This window comes from Psychrobacter sp. SWN149, assembly GCF_015864565.1.
GTDB lineage: Bacteria > Pseudomonadota > Gammaproteobacteria > Pseudomonadales > Moraxellaceae > Psychrobacter.
Genome location: NZ_JADYWX010000009.1, coordinates 42057 through 66038 on the forward strand (window position 1 = coordinate 42057; position 23982 = coordinate 66038).

Consider the following 23982-nt stretch of genomic DNA (forward strand, 5'->3'; position numbering starts at 1 on the left):
TTTTTATTGTCAGTGTAGTCAGTTTATGCCAGCGCTATGATTTATACATCGAGCGTCAATCATGATGTGTCATGTATCTTGACGCTTGATGCCGTTTATCAAATCTGACATAAACTGGCTAAAACAGTACGTCTACGTTTAGAAAATATCGATATATCCATTACTATTTCTCTTTTAGTAGACGTACCACACTTATCCTAATACGGTATGTTCATTAAGCGACTGAGTAAAAAGTCTCGCCAGCGGCTGCCATGTCGCGGATTTTTTGCGGCGCTTCATAGGCTTTGCCAAGGTATGCGTATTTTTCACATAGTGCCAAGTAGTTATCTAGACCCATTTGGTCGACATAACGGCAAGGGCCACCACGGAATGGCGGGAAACCTACGCCCATGATCATCGCCATGTCGGCCTCGCTTGGCGTGCTCACGATGTTGTCTTCTAGGCAGCGAACAGTTTCGTTGCAGAATGCAATCATGGTGCGGTCAATGATGGCTTGATCGTCAAACGTCTGCTTTTCGCTATCAGTCGTGGTTTTTAGTAGCTCATAAGTGGCTTCGTCAGCGACTTTCTTTGGCTTGCCGCGTTTGTCCATCTCATACTTATAAAAACCAACGCCATTTTTCTGACCTAGGCGTTTGTTTTCATACAAAAGCTCAATAGCACCTTTATAATCAGGCTTCATGCGATCAGGGAAACCATCAGCCATCACTGCTGCGCCATGTACACCTGTATCTAGACCGACGACGTCGATTAGATATGCAGGACCCATTGGCCAGCCGAATTTTTCCATGACTTTATCAACATGAGCAAAGTCAGCACCTTGTTTAAGTAGCAAGTCAAATGCGCCAAAGTATGGGAACAGAACACGGTTTACAAGGAAACCTGGGCAGTCATTGACCACAACTGGCACTTTGCCCATTTTAGTTGCAAGAGCAACGGTGGTCGCAACCGCTTCTTCAGATGACTTCTCACCGCGGATAACTTCTACCAATGGCATACGATGTACTGGGTTAAAGAAATGCATACCGACGAAGTTTTCTGGACGCTCAAGCGCTTCTGCTAGGAAGGTAATAGAGATGGTCGAGGTGTTTGACGCTAGGATACAATCGTCTTTAACCAAGCCTTCTACTTCTTTTAATACCGCACGCTTCACGTTTGGATTTTCGACTACCGCTTCGATAACGATGTCAGTCTCGCTAAAGTCACCATAGTTAAGCGTTGGACGGATACGGCTTAAGGTTTCGCCCATTTTTGCTGGGGTCATTTTGCCGCGATCGACCATTTTGCCTAGTAGCTTGCTGGCTTCGCCCATACCAAGATCTAATTGCTCAGACTTGATGTCTTTCATGATGATTGGCAAGCCCTTGCTAGCTGCCTGATAAGCGATACCGCCACCCATGATACCAGCACCTAATACGGCGGCTTCATTGATTTCATGTGCTAATTTGCTATGCTGTTTTGCTAACTTTTTAACCAATTGATCGTTTAAGAACAAACCAACCAAGCTTTCTGCTTGTGGCGTTTTAGCCGCTTTTGCAAAACCAGCCGCTTCTACTTCGATCGCTTTATCACGTGGTAAATTAACGTGTTTTTCAATGGCTTCGATTGCTAGCGCTGGTGCTGGGTATTGCTTAGGATTGGCTTTAGCGAAGATAGCACCTTTGGCACTGTTGAACGCCATGGCTTGCTCAAGCTGGTTTAGCTTAACTGGAGACAGTTTTTCTTCACGTTTTGCTTTCCAATCAAGCTCGCCTGAGATACATTTTTTGACCAAGTCAATCGCTGCATCTTGCAAGTCATCAGCAGGAACGGTGGCGTCAACCAAGCCTAGCTTTAGTGCTGCTAGTGCTTTTTTAGGAGCGCCAGTCGCGATAAGCTCAAGTGCATTATCGATACCAATAATACGTGTACTACGGACCGTGCCACCAAAACCTGGGAAGATGCCCAATTGGGTTTCTGGTAGACCGATGATCGCTTTGTCACTCATGACACGGTATTCACATACTAAGGTCATCTCACAACCGCCGCCCATCGCAGCGCCATTGATGGCAGCAACTTTCGGGAATGGCAGGTCTTCAAAACGATTGAAAGCGTCATTGACATGAACGACCCAATCTTTGATCTCGCTTTCTGATTTTTTGAAAGAACCCACAAATTCTGTGATGTCAGCACCAGCGATAAACACGCCTTTGGCTGAAGTAACGATAAGACCTTTTACGTCGTCCGCTTTTTCTAAAGCGGTGACCGCTTCACCAAACTGCTTGTTGGTTTCGGCATCAAATTTATTCACGCTCTCATTTTCGGCGTTGTACTGCATATTGGCGATGCCATCCTCTAGCATTGTCACCGTGATGCGATTTCCTTGGTATACCATGTGGAACTCCTTTCTATTATAACGAAAGCTACGTTTTGAATTAAAATAAATAGCCAGTTACTGTTAGTAAAATGGGTAATAGCACGGTGCGCTTGTCATGTTATAAAGACAAACATATAACGAGCGCACCAGTGAAGATGTCTTTATTATCCAGCGCTCATAATGATGCACTTATTTTGCGTCTCTTGCATGACATCATATGGCGCTTTGTTTATATACTATTGGTGCAGGTACTGATAAAAAATACTGGCTGAGATACAGCCTAACACCAATTACTGTCATTACCAGACCATTGCCACGTCAATTAGTGTAGGGGATTATGCCCCTTACTGTCACAAGCTAATGCCATACTCACAAGTCACTCTTAAATCACCTGTAAGCATTTACCTTGTGCGCAAAGTGTTTTAGTGAATGTTTGTATACTCAAATCAAACGCGGCACTATCAGGCTTTGGGTAAATATTGTCTAGCAGCGCATAAATAATAGCAGCAACCATCAAACATACGCCTTTATCAGAACACATTCAATCCGTCAGTGAAATCAATGATAGGTAACGAGAGATTGTTGGAATATTACGGTCGCAAAAAACAGTCGCAAAAAACAATCGATTGATACTTTGTCACACATAAGCCATACGCTCTATCATGCTACACTAATGTCGTTTTTACCTTATCCCTGATAATTTTTACTGCATTCCTATAAACTGTATCCCTATAAATGGTTGGATTATGACTGTTTCTTCTACGCTAAACCCTACTCCTTTTGGCTTTATATCGTTCGATAATAATGAACAATTTCATAGCACGGTGCGCGAGCAATTGGCGCAAGATATCGACGTGCTGTTTGCTTATGCCAAGCTCCCCAGCCCACTAGTCGATGCTTGCCGCTATGTCATGACTGGACAAGGTAAACTGGTGCGTCCACTGTTGGTCGCCAGTGCTTTTGTCAACGTGAATGATCACAGTGATAAGAATGTTGATAATAAGTTTGATACAGACACTGCAGTCAGCGATGACTTAGCGTCACTATTAGAAAACGACTCAGACTATGATATGGCGCGCCGTGCCGCATTGGCGGTAGAACTGCTGCATACTTATTCGTTGGTGCATGATGACTTGCCGTGTATGGACGATGACGAGCTGCGCCGTGGTCAGCCAACGGCTCATATCGTTTTTGATGAAGCGACAGCGCTGCTAGCAGGGGATGTGCTACAAACGCTCGCCTTTGAAGTATTGACCGCAGAGATGCCCACTTTTGCACCATTCGATACGGCTATCGCAAGCCAGCTCATAGCAATATTTGCGCCGCGTGCCAGACGTATGGTCTCAGGTCAAATGCTAGATCTCAATGCAGAAGCCAGTGACAGCATCACACAAACCGATTTGGAAGCCATTCACCGTGACAAAACAGGCGCATTGATTGAAGCGGCCATGCTCATGGGCGGCATCTGTGCTGGCGCGACGGCTCCGCAGCGCATGGCACTACAAGAGTGCGCCCAACACATTGGTCTGGCTTTTCAAGTTCAGGACGATATTTTAGATGTGACCACCTCTACCGATAATCTTGGCAAGCCTGCTGGTAGCGATGAAAAACTGGACAAATCTACCTATGTAAAATTTATGGGCGTTGATAAGGCGACCGACTATGCACAATCGCTGTTTAATGACGGGCGCGCAGCGATTATGCGTGAATTGAGCAGTAGTACCGACAACATTGACACAGACAACGACGCGCTATTGGCATTAATTGAATGGCTATGGTCGCGTAAAAAATAGTTTAGCGAATAGCCGAAGACAAAAAATATCGTAGCAAACTTTATTACCCAAACGGCAGTGAGTGGTCAACATGGACAGTAACCCTACCCCGCGTATTTACCTTGGCACTGGTGGCTATAGCGATACCGATCTACTCGGTACGCTGTATCCTACTGGCACAAAAAAGACCGACTTTTTACGTGAGTACGCCAAGCAATATGGCGCAGTGGAGATCAACAGCAGCTTCTATGCGCCTATTGGACAAAAGGCCTTTGCTGGTATGGTTGATAAAGCTTATGTACAAGCCGACAGCGAGTTAAAGTTCGCCGTTAAGCTGCATCAAGACTTTACTCATGCACGCAAAGGCACTGCCGAGCATGCACAAGCATTTCTAAACGCTTTATCTCCACTTATCGAAGCAAATGCTTTAGCGCCCTTATTACTCCAGTTCCCACACGGCTTTGATCGTACTCGTGAGCATCGCCTCTATCTGGCAGAGCTTGTCAGTTGGTTTCAAGACTACCCACTCACCATTGAGTTTCGTCATAACGCTTGGCACACGCCGCAAGTGGTCGATAGCTTTCGGCAGCAAGGTCTCATTTGGTGCAGCGTTGATTACCCAAAGGTCAGCGGATTACCACCGTCACGATTGATATTTACCGAACGCACTGGCTATCTGCGCATGCATGGCAATAATCTAAACTGGTGGGATGCGATGAGCGCAGCTGACCGTCATGATTATCGTTATAGTGAGGCGGAGATGCAGGACTGGGCTCAAGCGATTGCCAATCAGCATCAGCACTTTGATACGCTCTATATCTTCTTTCAAAACACCACTAAAGCACATGCCTATTATAATATTGCGATGCTGCGTGAAGCTTTATCCACTCACCATTTTGAGGTTCTTTAAACCAGAAACTGTCTTGCGTGACAGTCAATCATTACTCACACTCAAATAAGAAAGCAAATAAAAAAGCAAATAAAAAACCATATAAGTAGATAACCATGGATTCACTCAGTCAGATTGTTTTAGGCGCTAGTGTACAAGGTGCGGTACTGGGTAAATACCAAGGATGCAAAGCCTATCTATATGGGGCCATGCTGGGCACTTTGCCCGATTTGGATGTCTTAATAAATTATCCTGATCCCATCAGCAATATGACGTATCACCGCGGTTTTAGTCATTCGCTAATTGTCCTGACGGCAGTCGGCATCGTAGGCGCTTTGCTGATTAGCCGCTATCATGCATGGCGTAACATGCCACTGCCTTACTCCACTGCGCGCTTGGCAGCGGCCATGACGCTAGCGCTCACGACCCATCCAATTTTAGACAGCTTCACGGTCTATGGCACGCAATTGTTGTGGCCGCTACAAGAGTCATTAGCGCTGACGCCTTTTAGCATTGCCTCGATGTTCATCATCGATCCACTATATACGTTGCCACTGCTCATCGTCATGATTATAGGGCTGATAAAAGGCAGCAAACTTGGTATTTTTAAAACTGGTGTATTAGTCCACTGTCAACGGTTTGCCATTTGGATGTTGGTTATCAGTAGTGGTTATTTGATGCTTTCGTTAGGGTTAAAATATTACGCGCAAGACAAAGCTGAGCAAACGTTAGCGGCTGCCAAAATAGACAATATAGCCCGTATCAAAACCATGCCTGTGCTACCGACTATCCTGATGTGGCGTACGGTCGCTGAAGACGATCAAAATAGATTGATTGAAATACGCGGTAGCGTTTTAGACAGTCGCTTGCCTGAGTATCGCTATCTGACGCAGTATGACAACTCGCAGATGCTACGTGCAAACCTGCCAACCGCGAGCCAGCCCTATGCACACAGGCTGGATTGGTTCTCTGGTGATTGGACAGGCTACCGAACTCAAACAATGCTTGATGACGCTGCCGAGCCAAACAAGCAAGACATCCAGTTGGTCGTTGATGACCTACGTATGATGGCGGGCGACACCGCATTTTTTAGTTTTGTATTGGCTAATAAAACAGTACAAACGTTGCCGTGGCAATCGATTACACCTATAGACGCACCCATTGTCAAAACGGATGATGAACTCGAAGTATCGCGCATTGAATTGGTGAAGCAAGGATTTGTAAGAGTGTTCGATGAGTCGGTTGTGGATATAGATAGCGGTTGGGTTTTGGTTGATGAAGATTAATGCTGGCTAAGAATAAAACACATGCTTATTACATACGATCCCTAGAAAGGCATTAGGGAAATTTAGATTTGAGGTGCTGTGATGTCGATAAAGCTAGCAAATTTGATTGGGTTTTTTCAGTCTAATAAAGAACCAGAACATAACCAAATAAAGGCTATTCAGCTTTTGCAAACGATGCAGTGGTCAAAATTATGCTGGGATGAAAGCTGGGAAGAAGTGATAGCGCTAGAAGGCTTATTACCAGAAGTAGGTAAAACCTACTCTATAAAACTTGATGAAAATGAAAACTATGCTAAAGAAGGAAAAGCATACATTTTATGGCTACCACCACATTCAGAGCTTAATGGTTGGTACGAAAAAAGACCCTCTGAAATCCTAAAATCTTATGTATTAGAAGGTGATTTATACAATGCCACTTCAAACTACGAGAATCGTGAGTATTTTTTTGACTTTCATGTTGTGAGTCGTACAAGGCTAATTGATTACTTTGTCAACATTCATGAAACAGAAAGTGTCTATGTGCCCTATTTTCTAAAATATAAAGATAATTTGGCGTCAACTTGGGAAAACGTTCAAGACCTTGAAAAATGTAAAGTAGGAGACTACTTGTATCTACATGGGGTAGAGTCCGAATCTAGCTTTGAGCTTATATTATCTTATGAAAAAGAAAAGATTTGTCTCCATTACTTAGCATTTTTATATTACCCTGCTGACTACGAAACTGTTATTACAAGATATTATTTGGATCCTAAAGAGCAGAAGTTATTTGAAAAACTAATAGAAAAAGCTAGTGAAATAACAGATGATTCAATGGACTCACTAGGAGATAATCAGATTTTCGGTGCTGAATATTGGTAGGTTGCCTCGAGTACTACTGACAATCATATTTATCGTTATAGCGAGGCTGAGACAATACTAGGTGCAAGCGATTGCTAATCAAAATCAGAACTTTGATACGTTATATATTTTCTTTGAAAACACTAAGGTGCATGCTTATTATAAGATTGTGATGCTGAGGCATGCAGTGGGGGAATTTTGTTTTGAGGTGTCGTAAGTCTAAACCATATATATTAAAGGAAAGCTATATGAGCCCAGATATATTTATTGACGATTTTGAGCTAACTGAAAATACTGAAGAGTTACACGCTATTTTAGGGCGCTCCCTCATCATGTCTACAAGGTTTGATAATTTGTGCGATATCGTTGCAAAATCTCTAAAACTTAAAATAGCTCCATTATCTTTATTACCTGAAGATGATTACAACGACTTTATTATATTACTGTACAAGAAATTCTCAACACTTAATAATAATATTGAATTCTTACCTATTGAAAAAAAGGCAAAAGATATACTTCATATAGCACGTAAAGCTCGTAATGAAGTAGCTCATAACCTCTCGATTGACCTTACTGGCTGTTTAGATATTAAAATTGACGAATGTGTTTTCAAAACACATATTTCATCACTAATAGTTCAAATTGCAGTTGGAGATTATTTAATCTCAACCATATTATCTATCTTGAATAAAGAGCCTTTACCAAATTATACAGAAGAAGAATACAAGAAAAAAATTATCGAATGGGTTATTGGAGATTAAAAAGACTGGCTTTCAACGCCAACCTCTTAACCTTTATGCTTTGCATCTACGTAGACACAATGGATAAGCTTATCCTAAAATAATTATACGTAACCGCTCTACTCATTGTCTTTGCACACTGGTAATGTCTGTATCGTTAATTAAAAATTATTAGTCAAAATGCAATATAAGCACTCTGATATTTATCCACCATAATAGAGAGAATAATAATGAAAACACTAAAAAATAAAGTCGCGATTGTAACCGGTTCATCAAAAGGCATTGGGGCACAGATAGCTATATTACTTGCGGCAGCAGGTGCCAAAACAATTATTAACTATGCAAACGATGACACAGCAGCCAATGATATCGTCAACCAAATTAAATCGGCGGGCGGTGAAGCCATCGCTGTGCAAGCCGATGTCAGTAATGCCAAGCAAGTCGAAGCGATGTTTGATGCCACCATTGATGCGTTTGGCAAGCCAGATATCTTGGTAAACAGCGCAGGCATAATGATCAATAAACCCATTGCCGAGACCACAGACGAAGACTTTGACCGTATATTTGCTATCAATGTAAAAGGCACGTTTAATACATTGCGTGAGGCGGCGACTAAACTTAATGACGGCGGCCGTGTTGTAAACCTCTCAAGTACAACTACTCGTATGCTGCTACCTAGTTACGGCACCTACTGTGCTACCAAAGGTGCAGTTGATCAGCTGACCAGAATTTTCTCTAAAGAAGTTGGCACGCGAGGAATTACGGTCAATGCAGTCTCTCCCGGCCCTACCGATACCGAGCTGTTCCATGAAGGTAAAGCAGATGACACGGTAGAAAGCCTCGCTAGCATGTCACCGTTCAACCGTATCGGTGAGCCAGTCGATATCGCTCGTGTGGTGGCATTTTTGGTGAGTGAAGAAGCCACTTGGGTCACAGGGCAAAATATTGGTGCTAACGGCGGTATCGCGTAATATCATTGTTCTATTAAGAATTATCAAGCCAAAAAAAGGACACCTCGCGGTGTCCTTTTTTATCAATCAAATACTTAGTGGTTAAAGATTACTCTTCAACACCAGCATCTTGACCTTTATATTTTGCGTTTGCGTAGTCCCAGTTCACTAGTTTGTCTAGGAACGTGTCTACATAGTCAGGACGACGATTGCGGTAATCGATATAGTAAGCATGTTCCCATACATCACAAGTCAATACAGCAATTTGGTCATGTGCAAGTGGGGTATCAGCGTTAGCAGTTTTAGCGATAGACAGTTTGCCACCGACTTTATCAGCGACTAGCCATGCCCAACCTGAACCGAACTGAGTCAATGCTGCGTTTTTGAACTCTTCACGGAACTTGTCATAGCTACCGAAATCTTCTTCGATTTTAGCTTTTAGATCGCCAGTAGGTTCGCCGCCGCCGTTTGTTGGCGTCATGCAGTTCCAGTAGAACGTATGGTTCCATACTTGAGCTGCTTGATTGAACATACCTTGTTTGCTGTCATCGTTAGCAGTTGCTAGGATGATTTCTGGCAAAGTTTTGTCTTCTAGACCAGAACCTGGTAGCAACTCGTTAAGCTTGGTCACGTATGCATTATGATGCTTGTCGTGATGATACTCTAGCGTCTCGGCACTGATATGTGGTTCTAGTGCGTCTTTTGCATATGGTAGTTCTGGCAATGTAATGTTTGACATAGTTATTTTATCCTTGCTGTTTAGCCGTTAGTTTATAAAACTGATTATAGAAACTGAATTTTACGCTATTTTTACACCGCAAAAAACACTATAAAATAGCGGACTAAATTGGCTGAGTTTATTGTTTGAAACGAATATTATTGCTTGATACACGGTACTGCTCAATACAATATCACGTATTATTATGAATCCAAAATGAACCTAGCGGTTACTGCTTGCTATTATTCTTTGCTTAAAAGCCAAGTGTTTGACTTCATAAGCATTTATTAATTAAATATTCAAAAGTTACAGGATATAACTTGCTGTAGCTTGGCGAGTATTATAGCAACAATGACCAAAAGTATCAGTTACCAAATGTTATAGACCGTACAATCAGTATAGCCATTGGCTATGTATTAGCGGATAGCCCAAGCTACCTCACAGACATCAATGACTACTGCAAATATGACGGTCAGCTAGATTTATAGACATAGTAAAAGACACTAAAAATAAAAGCTAAATTAACCAGACTCTACGTAATCATTTAATGGAAAGACACTATGACCAACACAAACACCATCGACACTCCCCTACGCGCCACACAATCAGCACCAAGTACCCAATGGGTGCTCGCCAGTAATAACAAAGGCAAGTTGGCTGAGTTTAAACGGTTATTCGCTGAGGCCAATCTAGAGGTGACCATCATCCCGCAAGGTCAACTCGATATCGAAGATGCCATCGAAGACGGCTTGAGCTTCGTTGAGAACGCCATTATCAAAGCGCGTCATGCTAGCCATATCAGCGGATTGCCTGCTATCGCTGACGACTCAGGACTGTGTGTGCCTGCACTTGGTAACGCACCGGGAATTTACTCTGCTCGCTATGCTGGTGAGCATGGTAACGATAGTAAGAATAACGCCAAGCTCATCGCTGACTTGCAGCCTATCCGTACTGAGCACGCGAGCGAGCCTATTAAAGGGTTGTTTGTTTGTGTACTGGCAATGGTGCGCCATGCTGATGATCCATTACCAATCATCGCCCAAGGATTGTGGCATGGCGAGATTTCAGAGACAGCGCATGGTGACGGCGGCTTTGGTTATGATCCATTGTTTTGGTTACCTGACTTGCAAGCGAGTGCAGCCAGCTTAAGCGCGGCTGATAAAAACAGCATCAGCCATCGTGGTCAGGCCATTCAGCAGCTATTGGCACAACTGCCTTTATAAGTGTCCTTAATAAGTGCGCTTATAAAGGTGAGCAACATAAGGAAACATGACACCAAACAGATAATTTTTACTTTAATAATCAGATAGATTATACTGTTCTACTTTTAAAAATTTTGTCGAAAACCGTTATATGTCTGTATAATTCACCAAAAAGCGTTATTATGCGGTGCATTAACGGTTTATTATTGATATTTGATAGCATTTACAACCTCAGCGGTTTTATATTTTGTGCTGGCAGCGATTGCTACTGACACTGATATGGACGTTGCGGGCTATCATTATCCCCTATTTATTCCAACGGCAATCCGTTGTACACGCCCGTATTTTGAGGCTCGGTTTGTCTATTACCATTTAATCCTAAGTACTGCTTAATTTTAAGTACTATCTAATCCTAAAGGTGTAATTAACATGGCTACAGATTTACAAGTCACAACCAACAAGCTATCTAACAAAGAAACCCAATTGACAGTTAAAGTACCTGTCGAAAAAATTCAAAATAAAGTCGAAGGCCGTATTCGCCAAGTTGCGAAAACTGCCAAGATTGACGGTTTCCGTAAAGGTAACGTCCCTATGTCACACATCCGCTCTCAGTACGGTGCTGGCATTCAACAAGAAGTTATCAACGATGTGATCCGTGATACTGTTTTTGAAGCGATCAAATCTGAAGACATTCGCGCTGTTGGCATGCCTAACATCGACGACGTAAAACTTGAAGATGATTTCTTGGTTTATCAAGCGACTGTTGAAATCTTCCCAGAAGTAGACGTACAAGGTATCGATGAGATCGAAGTTGAGCGTCATACTGCCAAGGTTGATGAAGCTGACGTTGACACCATGATCGAAAACCTACAAAAGCAACGTGAAGAATTCGTTGAGAAAAAAGGCATGGCTGCGAAAGACAACCAAGTGACTTTTGACTTTGAAGGCTCTATCGATGGCGAAAAATTCGAAGGCGGCTCTGCTGAAGACTTCAAACTAGTTATCGGTAGCAACCAAATGATTCCTGGCTTTGAAGCGGGTATCAAAGGCATGAAAGCTGGCGACGAAAAAGTTATCGAAGTGACTTTCCCAGAAGATTACCAAGCTGAAAACTTAGCTGGTAAAGAAGCTCAGTTCAAAATCAACGTAAAATTGGTTGAAAAATCTAAGCTACCTGAAATCGACGATGCGTTCCTTGAGCTATTCGGCGTAAAAGAAGGCGGCGTTGAAAAACTAAAAGACGACGTACGTAAAAACATGGAACGCGAAATCAAAAACGCTGCGCGTAGCCAAGTTAAGCAAGCGACTTTTGATGCATTGCTAGAAAAGAATGAGTTTGACGTACCAAACGCGATGCTAGAGCAAGAAATCGAGCGTCAACGCAACATGATGATGCAACGTTTTTCTCAGCAGTTCGGTGCGAATGCTGATAGCTTCGATAAAGACATGCTGCCAAATGAGCTATTTGAAGAGCAAGCGCTACGTGCTGCCCGTCTTGGTATCATCGTTGCTCGTGTTATCGATACCAAAGGCTTAGAAGTAGATCAAGCACGCGTTGAGACGTTCATCAAAGAAGCGGCTGAAAACTACGAAGATCCAGCAGAAGTGATCGAGTACTACACCACTGATAAGCAACAGCGCGCGAACATTGAGTCTGTTGTACTAGAAGACCAAGTGGTTGATTATCTAATCGATCAAGGTAAAGTAACTGACAAAGAAGTGAGCTACCAAGACTTGCTAGCTGCTCAGCAACAACAGCAGCAAGGCATGTAGTCTAAACTGAGCGCTATCTACTTTAGTTAGATAGCACTCACGTTTTTGGCTCATAAAAATACGGCCCCGATCATCGATTGGGGCCGTATTTTTATGGGTAAATATAACGAACTCAGTGAATAGCTAAATCATGTAATAGAAACTGATACTCTATAGTTGATTCAATTTAAAAGAGATACAAGGCAACCGAGTGCAGATGTATATGTGATACTTCAAGCGAGGTTAACGCTGTAGCTCTTTTATAGAGGATTGACTATATTTAGGTTAAAACAGGAATGAACACTACCCCTAGACCTAGCACCACCAACCCACGTTGGAACCAAAAATGACCGCCGAGACGCTGTTGCAACTGCTGATTGATCACCATACCAACCGCATATAGCCCCAACATAGAAACCATCATACCAGCATAAAAACCTAACTGACCTGATACGCTAACCTGTGCTGGCAATTCCATCGCATGTGCCATACCGTGAAATACTGCCAAGCCGCCAAAAGTCATACTCAGTAATGGGACGTCACTTGTAGTTGCCGTGCTCGATGCAGACGTATTCAATGATGCGGCTTTTCCGCGCCATTGCCCCATTAATACAAATGCCAATACCGCCACTGACAATAGTATCGCCATCTCAACCATGCTAGCGGCCGAACCAAACGCAGCACCACCTACCAAAGCACCGATAGTCGCTAATACCGCTCCCAGTGATAGTCCTCCTGCCAACGACATCATACCCAAGCGCTGCTTTTGCAGTCCATAAAACAACATACCCATACCGACTGCTAAAAACAAATGATCAAAGCCAGTCAGTGGATGCATCAGCCCTGCTTGCAACGTGCCTAACAGCGATGATGTGTGCGCAGTCGTTGAATGGATATGGCCTGAGTGTGCCTGAGCCAATGACGGTAACATTAATGAGGTCATCACCGTTGAGCCAGCCACTATATTACGAGCGGATAAAGCCTGTGAAAAATGCGTCTTTGTTATAGTTTTTGTATTGGTAGAGGCTGTCATGGGAGTGCTCCTTAATATTAATAATTTGGTTGTTCGTAGCTTGTTGTTCATAGTTAGTGAGATTCTATTGACTAAGCAAGCATGCCCTGCTCTTTGATAAAGGCGATAATCTCATTTAGCCCATCACCTGTTTTCATGTTGCTAAAGATAAAAGGTTTGTCACCGCGCATTTTTTTGGCATCTCTTGCCATGACTTCTAGCGAAGCCCCTACCATAGGTGCAAGATCAGTCTTATTAATAATCAATAAATCAGACTTGGTAATTCCCGGCCCACCTTTACGAGGTATCTTATCGCCTGCTGAAACATCAATAACGTATAGGGTCAAATCAGACAGCTCTGGACTAAACGTCGCCGCCAAATTATCACCACCTGATTCGATGATAATCATCTCTAAGTCTTTAAAAGTCGCTTGCAGTTCGGCAATAGCCGTCAGATTAATAGACGCATCTTCGCGGATAGCGGTATGCGGACAGCCACCTGTTTCTACACCGCGAATACGCTCAGCAGGCATAGCATCATTACGGGTCAAAAACTCTGAATCTTCTTTGGTATAGATATCGTTGGTCACTACTGCCATATTGACCGTGTCGCGCATGTTTTGGCACAAACGCAACGTCAACGCGGTCTTACCACTACCAACAGGGCCACCAATGCCAAGGCGTAGGCACGATAAAGCAGAGGGCTGATTTTGGCGGTCATTATCAGTCTGTAAGTCTGATATAGATTGAGAGTTTTTTGGTTTGAGCGGAGTTAGAGACATATTGAATTCCTAAAACAGTTTGTATATTAATAAGTATAAATAGAAATAAGCGTGTAGTTATGAACGAAACAATCGACTGTACTGCTCCTCATGCATACTTGAGAGGATAGCCAAATTGGGCAAGTTATTCGATATATTGAGTATTTCATAGAGGTCTTGGCACAACTGCTGACAGTCTTGCTCTTTAAGCGAATCTGGCGATGTCATCAATGTATCAAAAGTATGCTGTATGTTAGTGCTAACGGCATCAATCTGAGCACCCAGATCGCTTTGTAATTGCCACAGGATACGCTGACCCGCCATCTGTCCTAACGGTACCGTCTTAACCGCAGCCAACACCATATTCTCTAGTTGGGCAAAGCCATACGTGGTCATTGATTGTGCCAATGGTAGCTGCCAGTGCTGTGCAATATGAGCAAAAAGTGGCAAGTATCCGTCTTCAGGTATCTCAGCAGGTATACCAAGGCTCAGCACTTCATTGAGCCAAGACACCATTGCTTGAGCCAGTTGCTGAGACTCAAGCACAAACTCTTTACTCTCTAGGCTGGCATGATAATCGTGTGCCAGATTTGCGGCTAGCACATCATTACCTTGACCAAGTGCGAGCATTATTAGCCCTAATATAGGCAGCTCGTAGCCGATAACAGCAAGCGCTAGATAGTCCTGCATAAATACCAGCGTGCTGGCTTCATCAGAGATTACGCCTGACTCAATCGCTGACTCAACACCTTGCGAATAGGTATAGCTACCGATGGGTAAGTTGCTCGATGCCAGCATCAGCAGCTGTCCAAGTTGGTCCGGCTGAGCAGACTGGGCATTGGTATCAACCATCACTTTGGCTGCCCTACAGTCTCATCATGATGGCTGTGTTCGTGGCTATGGCTGTGTTCGTGCTTATTACTGTGCGAATGGCTATGCGAGTCACTGTTTGAATCACTACCTGAATCCGCATGCGCATGTGAGTGAGAATGGCCATGTGAATGCCCTTGCCCTGACTGATATGCCCCTGTTTCAGGTTCAAACGGTACTGAAGCATCTTCAACACGCAATCCAAGACGCTCTAACATTTGCGCAAGTACATGATCGTTTTCAAAATATAACGCGTAGCCTGCATCACCGTGGTCAAAACTTTGGTCAAACATCAGTGGCACATGTCGATTGCCTAAATGATATGCGCCTTTCATCAACGTAAAAACATCATCAGCAGTAACTTTGGTAACGACCTGAGGCTTAGCGATAACCTGAATCAACTCGCCTGCTTCATTGATTAGCACATCATCACCTTTGAGAGTACCTGTCCGAGGTAAGTCAATACCGACACTCTCACCTGAAACAGTGGTGGCTTTAAATCGAGAATGCTGGCGAGTATCAAAATCTAAAAGTAGATAGTCATCGGTTTGATGCTGTTTTGCTAATTGTATTTTTTGAGCGTCATTTGGGGCATTTAAACGGGTATTAAATATCTTCATCATTATTATACTCTGGCTGTTATTGCTCAAACTATTAAGGCGTAAAACTCACAATACGTAGGATAATAAAACACTTGGAATAACAAAGTGTTTAGAATAAAAAGTGCTTAGAATAAAAAGTAGCGCTGCGCCATGGGTAATATGTCAGCAGGCTCGCAGGTTAGCATCTCGCCATCGGCACGTACTTCATAAGTCTCAGGGTTAATATCCATATCAGGGCAGTAGCTATTAAAGCGCATATCACTTTTGCGAATACTACGAATACCGTGTACTGGCTGAATGACTTTGGTCAGTCCAAGCTGCTTATCCACTTGCTTGTCGATAGCTGCTTGCGACATAAAGATAATGCTGGTTTGGGCAACTGATTTTGGATACGTGGCAAACATAGGACGATAATGTACGGGCTGCGGGGTGGGAATAGAGGCATTAATATCGCCCATCGGCACAGCAGCGATAAGCCCGCCTTTGATGATGCATTCAGGCTTTACCCCAAAAAACTTGGGCGACCATAGCACCATATCTGCCCATTTTCCCACCTCGATAGAGCCGACCATATCGCTGATACCATGAGTAATAGCAGGATTTATCGTATATTTTGCGATGTAACGTTTGATACGGAAGTTATCGTTGTCCGCGCTTTGGTCATAGTCCGTCAGCGTGATGAACTGCTGCTCATCCTCTATGGTTGCTGTTGCATCAGGTGCTAGATGTCCTCGTTGCACTTTCATTTTATGCGCAGTTTGCCACGTACGAATAACAACCTCACCCACTCGCCCCATGGCTTGCGAGTCACTACTCATCATCGAAATCGCGCCCAAATCATGCAAGATATCTTCTGCAGCAATGGTTTCTTGGCGAATACGACTTTCAGCGAAGGCGACATCTTCAGCGATAGCAGGGCTTAGGTGATGGCAGACCATCAGCATGTCGAGATGCTCGTCAATGGTATTAACAGTATAAGGACGAGTTGGATTGGTAGATGATGGCAAAACATGTGATTCACCAATCGCCTTTAGAATATCGGGTGCATGACCACCACCCGCACCTTCGGTATGGAAGGTGTGAATACAGCGATTCTTGAACGCTGCTAGCGTACTTTCAAGATAGCCACTTTCATTCAAAGTATCGGTATGGATCGCCACTTGCACATCATACTCTTCAGCGACACTCAAACAGTTATCGATGGCTTGCGGAGTGGTACCCCAATCTTCATGTAGCTTTAGTCCAACTGCGCCTGCTTCTATTTGCTCAGCGATGGGTTCTGGTACACTCACATTTCCTTTGCCCAGTAGTCCGATATTCATGGGAATACTGTCGGTAGACTTTAGCATTGAAGCAATATGATAAGCCCCTGGTGTACAGGTAGTCGCGAGCGTACCTTGTGCAGGCCCTGTACCACCACCAAGCATTGTGGTCACGCCTGACATAAGCGCTGTCTCACATTGCTGGGGTGCTATGAAGTGAATATGACTATCAACCCCGCCTGCTGTCAGGATTTTGCCTTCACCAGCTATTATTTCGGTAGCACCACCAATCGCAATATCGATGGCAGGCTGAATATCAGGATTTCCGGCTTTGCCAATGCCGCTAATACGACCGTCTTTGATACCGATATCTGCTTTGTAGATGCCCGTATAATCCATGACTAGCGCATTGGTAATGACCGTATCGGCAACGTCGGCTCCCAGTAGTTGCCCTTGACCCATACCGTCACGAATGACTTTACCGCCACCGAATTTAACTTCTTCGCCTTTTATCTCGGTAGGTTTGCTAGCCTGCTCACCATTTTTCAGTGCCGCCGCTTGATCGGTATCAGTACTCAATTGGCTCGTTAAGTCAGCCTCAACCTGTAGCCACAATTCAGTGTCGGCTAGGCGAACCTTGTCACCTGTTGTCGGACCAAAATGCTCAGCATAAATATGCCGACTCACTTTTTTCTGCGAGGTAACTGGCGGGTTTTCAGCATCTCTGTTATCTGATACTGCATCTAAGCTAGCGGCACCCATCACTCGCCCTGCAAAGCCATATACTTCCTGCTTACCAGCATAAGCGACCAGTTCCACTTCACGTGACTGCCCCGGCTCAAATCGCACTGCTGTACCAGGGATAATATTCAGGCGATAACCACGCGTCTGCTCTCTCTCGAAGCTTAAGGCATCATTGACTTCGTAAAAGTGATAATGCGAGCCGATTTGAATAGGTCTATCACCAGTATTGCTAACACTAATGGTCTGTACCTGTCGCCCTTGGTTTAAGATGATATCGCCATCTTGAATATGGTATTCGCCTGCTTGCATGGGAGTCGCCTTATTTTATAGTTATCATTTTAGTGCTATATATAACAGTGCTACACGATGGGATTATGTACCGTAACCAGCTTGGTGCCATCAGGGAACGTCGCCTCGATTTGCACTTCATCTACCATCTCTGCGACACCTTCCATCACATCATCAGCCGACAGATAGGTAGCGCCTTCACTCATTAATTCGGCAACTCTTTTGCCATCTCTAGCACCTTCCATCAATAGCATGCTGATATAAGCGATGGCTTCGGGATAGTTCAGTTTTACACCTCGGTTTTTGCGGCGTTCAGCCACCATGCCAGCCGTGAATAGCATGAGCTTGTCTTTTTCTGTCGGGGTCAAATGCATGGAATTTCCTTATTGTATTTATAATGTTCTGTGTCGCAGAGTAGCGACCTTCAAACGTTTAATACCTTAACCAAAATGGCTATTGTGTCTTTTTATATCAGAGTAACGTCATAATAAATTAAGTAGAATACAGCACTAAATCAGGTGTCCCAAATCCGTGGACGACACGGCTCAAGTTGCCACCAGTGCTTACGTAAGACTTCTCTCAGCTGATAAAACGCCTCAAAACAGCCTCGCACATCTGAGCCAATATAGCGGATATTAATCGCTTGATAATTATGGGTGCAATAGACAGGTAGCCCTGCTTCAGCGATTGCTTGCCGTAAAGTCAGTATCGTACTGTCCAAATAACGGGTTAATGCTTGCTTGGTCGTCGCTTGCGCCGTCTCCGTCGTTTCTCGTACTTTTGATGAGGATAAAGTTTTATTGTGTACGTCACTTAAACTAGGCACTGCCCAAAACGACCCATAGATATGCTGCGCTGCCAGTCCTAAATGTGACGTAAACCAGCGACTTTGGGCAGACTGTGCCACACGTTCGGCAACGATGACTTTACCTTCACGGTAGATATTCAGCCCTGTATGGTAATAGCCTTGCAAAAACTGCTCATCATAGGCCTGCCGCCCAAAGACGCTAATCTCCCACGTCAGTAAGCTAGATGAGTCCGTTAAATCAAAGCGACTCGTCGCATGCATATTGGCTTCGTTATAAATAATACTTTCTTGCGGCAACCATTCTAGGCGAGCACCTGTGTCTAATGTGGCGTATACCTTTTGACTAGCATATTCAGCCATGTCGTTTGGCACTGAGCTTATTTGGTCAGTATCATTACTATGCACACTGCCCTGATTCACTGGCATGGTGTTATCACAAGCGCTTTGTGTGGGCGACTGTCGATGCGAGGTTTTGCTTTTTTGGCTGACACTGTCTTTGCCATACCATTTACCTGCCCCTGGTGTCGTGATGACAGCGTGACTCTCACTATCTAAACGTAGGTCTATAGCCAACGTATCACCACCTGCGATACCTGCTGGCGGATATAGCATCAATACATGACAAATACCCTGCTGCACACGCGGCTCAGGATACAGGGCACGCTGTATCATTAAGGCACCAGTGTGCTTGCGGTGATATAGCCGCGTCTTAGAATCGGCAGCCTTATCTTGGGCCGTACTCGTGCGTTTAACGCTGTCAAAACTTAATGCTAAGGAAGAAGCCCAACTCATTTTATATACTCATGTACCAATTAAACATAATCCAATATCTTACCGGTTTATCATCACCCAAAATCTTGTTCAACGTCATACTTTAAAGCCTTAGCTAAAATAATAGCTAAACAATCTCAGCGCCGTAGAGCGCGAATAGCGTATTGAACGTAGCGCCTAACGACAAATAAAGGGTCAATATATTGATTGATACAATCATCGTGCCAACTATGAATAGAAAATAATCATTGAACTAACCGTATCGGCTCAAAACTTTGATTTACTTGTTCTTTTCTCAATTTATATCCAACATTGAAAACAGCAATATATTTTTAACCCTTACCTCATCAGTTTTTTGATGTCAGTTATCCCTTAGCTTAGTGTTTACTTGCACCAAAACAGTACATCTTATCTATAACAGTGCACTTTGTTGGTATAACTTTTGACTGGATAGTTTATGGTGATACCTGATCAGTAAAAGAATAAGATACCTTATTATTCTCAGACTTAGTCAGTAAGATAGGTAGATTGTAATGCTGTTAATCAGGTATTCTATGATAAAAAGTAAGGTCGCATATGATTTGCGCCATTTGTATCCGTATGCGCTTATCAATATCTGTGCGATCTCATGAGAGATAAGATAGTATCACTCTGTTTCTAGACATACTTTCGTTACTGGCTTTTGGTGCAGATGTTCAGCACAAGCAACGAGTACTAGAAATATAGGCGGGTCACTTTTTCCGCTATTTTATGCACAAACCGGTTTTATAGGCTTGAATAGTGAGCGCAGCCCCCTTATAAACAACCCATTAGTCAAAAACTACCAGACAATAAAATCATTCAATCCTTTTTTATTTTATACATTTATCGATAGGACGTTTCTATGACAGATTATGATCGCATCACTGCCAATCCACATTTTGATATGCTGATGAGTGCGCACAAAGAAGTACAAACTACCCAAGCTGCATTAGTGCCTATGGTTGTCGAGCAGTCTTCACGCGGTGAACGCTCGTTTGATATTTTTTCACGCTTGTTACGTGAGCGCGTTATCTTTTTGACTGGTCAAGTTGAAGACCATATGGCCAACCTAATCGTCGCGCAGCTGCTATTCTTAGAAGCTGAGAACCCAGACAAAGACATCCACTTATATATCAACTCACCAGGTGGTTCAGTCAGTGCTGGTTTAGCGATTTTTGATACCATGAACTTTATCAAGCCAGAAGTATCGACCATCTGTATGGGCGGTGCTTACAGCATGGGCTCATTCTTGTTAGCAGCTGGTCAAAAAGGTAAGCGTTATGCACTTGCTAATGCTCGTGTGATGATTCACCAGCCTTCAGGTGGTGCGCAAGGTCAAGCAACAGATATCGAGATTAACGCTCGTGAAATCCTAAAAACTCGTGCACGTTTGAACAAGATATTGGCTGAGCGTACAGGTCAGACTGTAGAAAAAATCGAAACAGACGTTGAGCGTGATTACTGGCTAGATGCAGACGAAGCAAAAGCATACGGCTTGATTGATGAAGTGCTAGAGCGCCGCCCTACTTCTTTATAATTAGCATATAACAGCCTTGATGGGTATCAACTGCCTGAGCGCGATGCGTTTTGGCATTGATGCAAACAATCAAAATATTTGTAAGTTTTAAATTTTAGGAGCGCCTTTTATGGCAGAAGATAACACCCCGCAGTGCTCGTTTTGCGGTAAAGCCAAAAGCGATGTAAAGCAACTGATTGCGGCTGACGATGCCAATATCTGTAATGAGTGTATCGAGCTATGTACTGACTTAATCGCAGACAGTGCCGAGCACGGCGATGACGATAGCGATATCGATACCTCTTGGATCAATAAAAAGCTACCAACCCCAAAAGAGCTGCGTGCCAAACTTGATGAATATGTCATCGGTCAGGACGCTGCCAAAAAAGCATTGGCCGTTGCCGTTTATAACCATTATAAGCGCCTAAAAGTTAGCCAAACATTGGCTAATGACAGCAAAAAATCTAAGATCGGCGCTGATGATGCAATGGTAGAATTGGCTAAGAGTAATATCTTGCTAATTGGTCCGACTGGTTCTGGTAAAACATTGCTTGCCCAAACCTTAGCTCGTCTGCTTGATGTGCCTTTTGCGATGGCTGATGCTACAACACTGACTGAAGCAGGTTATGTCGGTGAAGACGTTGAAAACATCGTGCAGAAGCTACTGCAAGCTTCTGACTATGATGTGGCCAAAGCTGAGCAAGGTATCATCTATATCGATGAGATCGACAAAATCAGTAAAAAAGGCGACAACCCATCTATTACCCGTGATGTGTCAGGTGAAGGCGTGCAGCAAGCACTGCTCAAGCTAATCGAAGGCACCGTGGCTGCTATTCCGCCGCACGGTGGTCGTAAGCACCCACAGCAAGAGCTGATCCAAGTCGATACCAGCAACATCCTAATCATCGTGGGCGGCGCGTTTGCTGGCCTAGACAAAGTCATTCAGCAACGTACCGAAAAAGGTGGTATTGGTTTCAATGCTGATGTCAGCTCAAAAGACGACAGTCGTCGTAGCTCAGAGTTGTTACAAGAAGTTGAACCAGAAGATTTGATCAAGTTTGGTCTGATCCCTGAGCTGATTGGTCGTCTGCCCGTTCTTGCTGCACTACAAGAGCTGGATGAAGCGGCATTGGTACAGATCCTGACTGAACCTAAGAATGCACTGGTAAAACAGTACAAGTACTTGTTCGACATGGAAGGTGCTGAGATTAGCTTTACGCAAGAAGCACTAGATGCCATCGCTAAGAAGGCAATGGAGCGTAAAACTGGTGCTCGTGGTCTACGCTCTATCGTAGAAAACGCGCTACTTGAAACTATGTACGAGCTGCCTTCTATGGAAAATGCAAAAACGGTATTGGTTGATGAGCAAGTCATCAATGAAGGTAAAACGCCTGAAATTTCTTAATTATCGTGCCGTTAACATCATTCATTATGATTAATGAGTGATGACAACAAAAAGCGTCTGGCTGCATAAGCTAAGGCGCTTTTTTTATGCCGACTCATTAACCAACTTAGCCATCAAGACCTGACTATGCATAACGCTAGTACGAGCTTGTGATGACTCAAATACTAGCGCATGTCCTAAGTTGAAGTGACAGGTATCTATCATAAAATGACAGCAGCGTTTATCAATCGCGAGTAAGCATCATCACAAATCATGCTACTGTAGATAGTGTCTGTTTCGAGCTTTATCCTACTGCCAGCACCAGCTTTGAATGTTCAACAGACCCTACTAATAATACAAAGGATTGTTTATTATGCTGAACCCTGTGACCGCTATGGCAACCTCATTACGCCAGCATCTGCCATTTTCTTCATCTCATGCCTCCTTAGATGAGTCGGACGTTGCCTCTTACTACCGAAATCATGTCGCTGCTATCACAGGGGCCGGCTCTGGTATGGGGCGTGAGTTGGCGATTCATTTAGCAAAAATGGGCTGTCATGTTGCGCTATCTGACATCAATCCTGAACAGCTAGCAGCGACCAAACAGTTACTTGCCAGTTATGATGTCAATGTCACTATGACCGTACTGGATGTGTCAGACAATAAAGCAGTGCAAGCATGGGCTGATAACGTGATGGCAGAGCATAGCAAGGTAAATTTTGTTTTTAACAATGCAGGCGTCGCGCTTTATTCCACCGTTGAAGGCAGTAGTATTAGTGAGCTTGAATGGGTGATGAACATCAACTTTTGGGGCGTGGTATATGGCACCAAAGCGTTTTTACCTTTGATTAAAAATAGCGTTAAACAAAGCCAGTTTAGTGAGCATGGTCATATCATCAATATCTCAAGTCTCTTTGGTCTGACTGCTCAGGCATCGCAGTCCGCCTATAATTCAAGCAAATTTGCCGTACGCGGCTTCACAGAGAGCTTGCGCCAAGAGCTAAATATTCAGAACTGTGGCGTATCAGCCACTTGTATCCATCCAGGTGGTATCAAAACGAATATTGCCAACAGTGCGCGTGGCAATGACAGCATCCATGATATTGGCATGAGCACTGGGCCCAAAGCCATCAGAAGTTTTAATAAGTTTCTAAAGTTCGATGCCAGTCAAGCGGCTTGGATTATCCTGCATGCAGCAGCAACCAATCAGCAACGCTGCTTGATTGGTAATGATGCCAAGATGATTGATGCGATCCAACGCGTCTTCCCCTCTCACTACAGCCAAATACTAAACGATTTTCATCAATTGTCTCTAAAACTAAAGCCTCGTCGTCATAAAAAACTAAAGACCGTTAAGTAAAGAGTTCACATATAAAAAGCCCAGCTATTATCGTAGCTAGGCTTTTTGTCTGGTTTTCATAAGGTTGGCTAAGGCATGTGG

General features: G+C 43.7%; 20 protein-coding genes. 11 read left to right on the forward strand and 9 right to left on the reverse strand.

Annotated elements, in window-relative coordinates; all coding sequences use genetic code 11:
* Positions 1-214 precede the first annotated feature (214 nt).
* Positions 215-2374, reverse strand: a complete 2160-nt coding sequence (gene fadB, locus I6E86_RS13050) for a fatty acid oxidation complex subunit alpha FadB (protein WP_197177825.1) — start codon at positions 2372-2374, stop codon at positions 215-217.
* Between the two features lie 728 nt (positions 2375-3102).
* On the opposite strand from fadB, the gene I6E86_RS13055 reads away from it, so the two are divergent.
* From I6E86_RS13055 to I6E86_RS13080, 6 genes are all read left to right on the forward strand, one after another.
* Positions 3103-4149 (forward strand): polyprenyl synthetase family protein, encoded by a 1047-nt coding sequence (locus I6E86_RS13055; protein ID WP_197177826.1) that lies wholly within the window; start codon positions 3103-3105, stop codon positions 4147-4149.
* A 70-nt stretch (positions 4150-4219) separates the two neighbouring features.
* Positions 4220-5038: a DUF72 domain-containing protein gene (locus I6E86_RS13060; protein ID WP_197177827.1), complete on the forward strand. Its 819-nt coding sequence runs from the start codon at positions 4220-4222 to the stop codon at positions 5036-5038.
* 95 nt (positions 5039-5133) lie between these two features.
* Complete coding sequence (locus tag I6E86_RS13065; protein WP_197177828.1) at positions 5134-6303, forward strand: metal-dependent hydrolase; 1170 nt, start codon at positions 5134-5136, stop codon at positions 6301-6303.
* Positions 6304-6384: 81 nt separating this feature from the next.
* Positions 6385-7161, forward strand: coding sequence for a hypothetical protein (locus tag I6E86_RS13070; RefSeq protein WP_197177829.1), 777 nt, complete (start codon positions 6385-6387; stop codon positions 7159-7161).
* A 227-nt stretch (positions 7162-7388) separates the two neighbouring features.
* The gene (locus tag I6E86_RS13075; RefSeq protein ID WP_197177830.1) at positions 7389-7901 is read left to right on the forward strand and encodes a hypothetical protein; all 513 of its coding nucleotides are present in this window, start codon (positions 7389-7391) and stop codon (positions 7899-7901) included.
* Positions 7902-8110: 209 nt separating this feature from the next.
* Complete coding sequence (locus I6E86_RS13080) at positions 8111-8851, forward strand: SDR family oxidoreductase (RefSeq protein WP_197177831.1); 741 nt, start codon at positions 8111-8113, stop codon at positions 8849-8851.
* An 88-nt stretch (positions 8852-8939) separates the two neighbouring features.
* On the opposite strand, the gene I6E86_RS13085 is transcribed toward I6E86_RS13080, so the two are convergent.
* Positions 8940-9569 carry a superoxide dismutase gene (locus I6E86_RS13085; protein ID WP_197177832.1) on the reverse strand — a complete coding sequence of 210 codons (630 nt, stop codon included), beginning with the start codon at positions 9567-9569 and terminating at the stop codon, positions 8940-8942.
* Positions 9570-10108: 539 nt separating this feature from the next.
* Between I6E86_RS13085 and rdgB the strand changes: the two genes are divergently transcribed.
* Both rdgB and tig read left to right on the forward strand, forming a co-directional pair.
* Positions 10109-10771 (forward strand): RdgB/HAM1 family non-canonical purine NTP pyrophosphatase, encoded by a 663-nt coding sequence (gene rdgB, locus I6E86_RS13090; protein WP_227680657.1) that lies wholly within the window; start codon positions 10109-10111, stop codon positions 10769-10771.
* Positions 10772-11179: 408 nt separating this feature from the next.
* Entirely contained in the window at positions 11180-12523 is a 1344-nt protein-coding gene (gene tig / locus I6E86_RS13095) for a trigger factor (RefSeq protein ID WP_197177833.1), read from the forward strand.
* A gap of 259 nt (positions 12524-12782) precedes the next feature.
* Here the strand turns inward: tig and I6E86_RS13100 are convergent, their stop codons facing one another.
* The 7 genes from I6E86_RS13100 to I6E86_RS13130 form a co-directional block, all read right to left on the reverse strand.
* Complete coding sequence (locus I6E86_RS13100; protein WP_197177834.1) at positions 12783-13535, reverse strand: HupE/UreJ family protein; 753 nt, start codon at positions 13533-13535, stop codon at positions 12783-12785.
* Between the two features lie 71 nt (positions 13536-13606).
* A complete protein-coding gene (gene ureG / locus I6E86_RS13105) occupies positions 13607-14296 on the reverse strand; it encodes an urease accessory protein UreG (protein WP_197177835.1) in 690 nt (229 codons plus the stop codon).
* Between the two features lie 57 nt (positions 14297-14353).
* Positions 14354-15127 (reverse strand): urease accessory protein UreF, encoded by a 774-nt coding sequence (locus I6E86_RS13110; protein WP_197177836.1) that lies wholly within the window; start codon positions 15125-15127, stop codon positions 14354-14356.
* The gene (gene ureE / locus I6E86_RS13115) at positions 15127-15765 is read right to left on the reverse strand and encodes an urease accessory protein UreE (RefSeq protein ID WP_197177861.1); all 639 of its coding nucleotides are present in this window, start codon (positions 15763-15765) and stop codon (positions 15127-15129) included. The genes I6E86_RS13110 and ureE overlap by 1 nt, the downstream gene beginning before the upstream one ends.
* Positions 15766-15872: 107 nt before the next feature.
* A complete protein-coding gene (gene ureC / locus I6E86_RS13120; protein ID WP_197177837.1) occupies positions 15873-18062 on the reverse strand; it encodes an urease subunit alpha in 2190 nt (729 codons plus the stop codon).
* A 50-nt stretch (positions 18063-18112) separates the two neighbouring features.
* Positions 18113-18415 carry an urease subunit gamma gene (gene ureA / locus I6E86_RS13125; protein ID WP_057761815.1) on the reverse strand — a complete coding sequence of 101 codons (303 nt, stop codon included), beginning with the start codon at positions 18413-18415 and terminating at the stop codon, positions 18113-18115.
* Between the two features lie 140 nt (positions 18416-18555).
* Complete coding sequence (locus tag I6E86_RS13130) at positions 18556-19641, reverse strand: urease accessory protein UreD (RefSeq protein ID WP_197177838.1); 1086 nt, start codon at positions 19639-19641, stop codon at positions 18556-18558.
* 862 nt (positions 19642-20503) lie between these two features.
* On the opposite strand from I6E86_RS13130, the gene clpP reads away from it, so the two are divergent.
* From clpP to I6E86_RS13145, 3 genes are all read left to right on the forward strand, one after another.
* Positions 20504-21178 (forward strand): ATP-dependent Clp endopeptidase proteolytic subunit ClpP, encoded by a 675-nt coding sequence (clpP, locus tag I6E86_RS13135; RefSeq protein WP_413786491.1) that lies wholly within the window; start codon positions 20504-20506, stop codon positions 21176-21178.
* 109 nt (positions 21179-21287) lie between these two features.
* On the forward strand, positions 21288-22562 hold the full coding sequence (gene clpX, locus I6E86_RS13140; RefSeq protein WP_194365238.1) for an ATP-dependent Clp protease ATP-binding subunit ClpX: 1275 nt from the start codon (positions 21288-21290) through the stop codon (positions 22560-22562).
* A gap of 352 nt (positions 22563-22914) precedes the next feature.
* On the forward strand, positions 22915-23901 hold the full coding sequence (locus tag I6E86_RS13145; protein WP_227680659.1) for an SDR family NAD(P)-dependent oxidoreductase: 987 nt from the start codon (positions 22915-22917) through the stop codon (positions 23899-23901).
* The last annotated feature ends 81 nt before the right edge of the window (positions 23902-23982 follow it).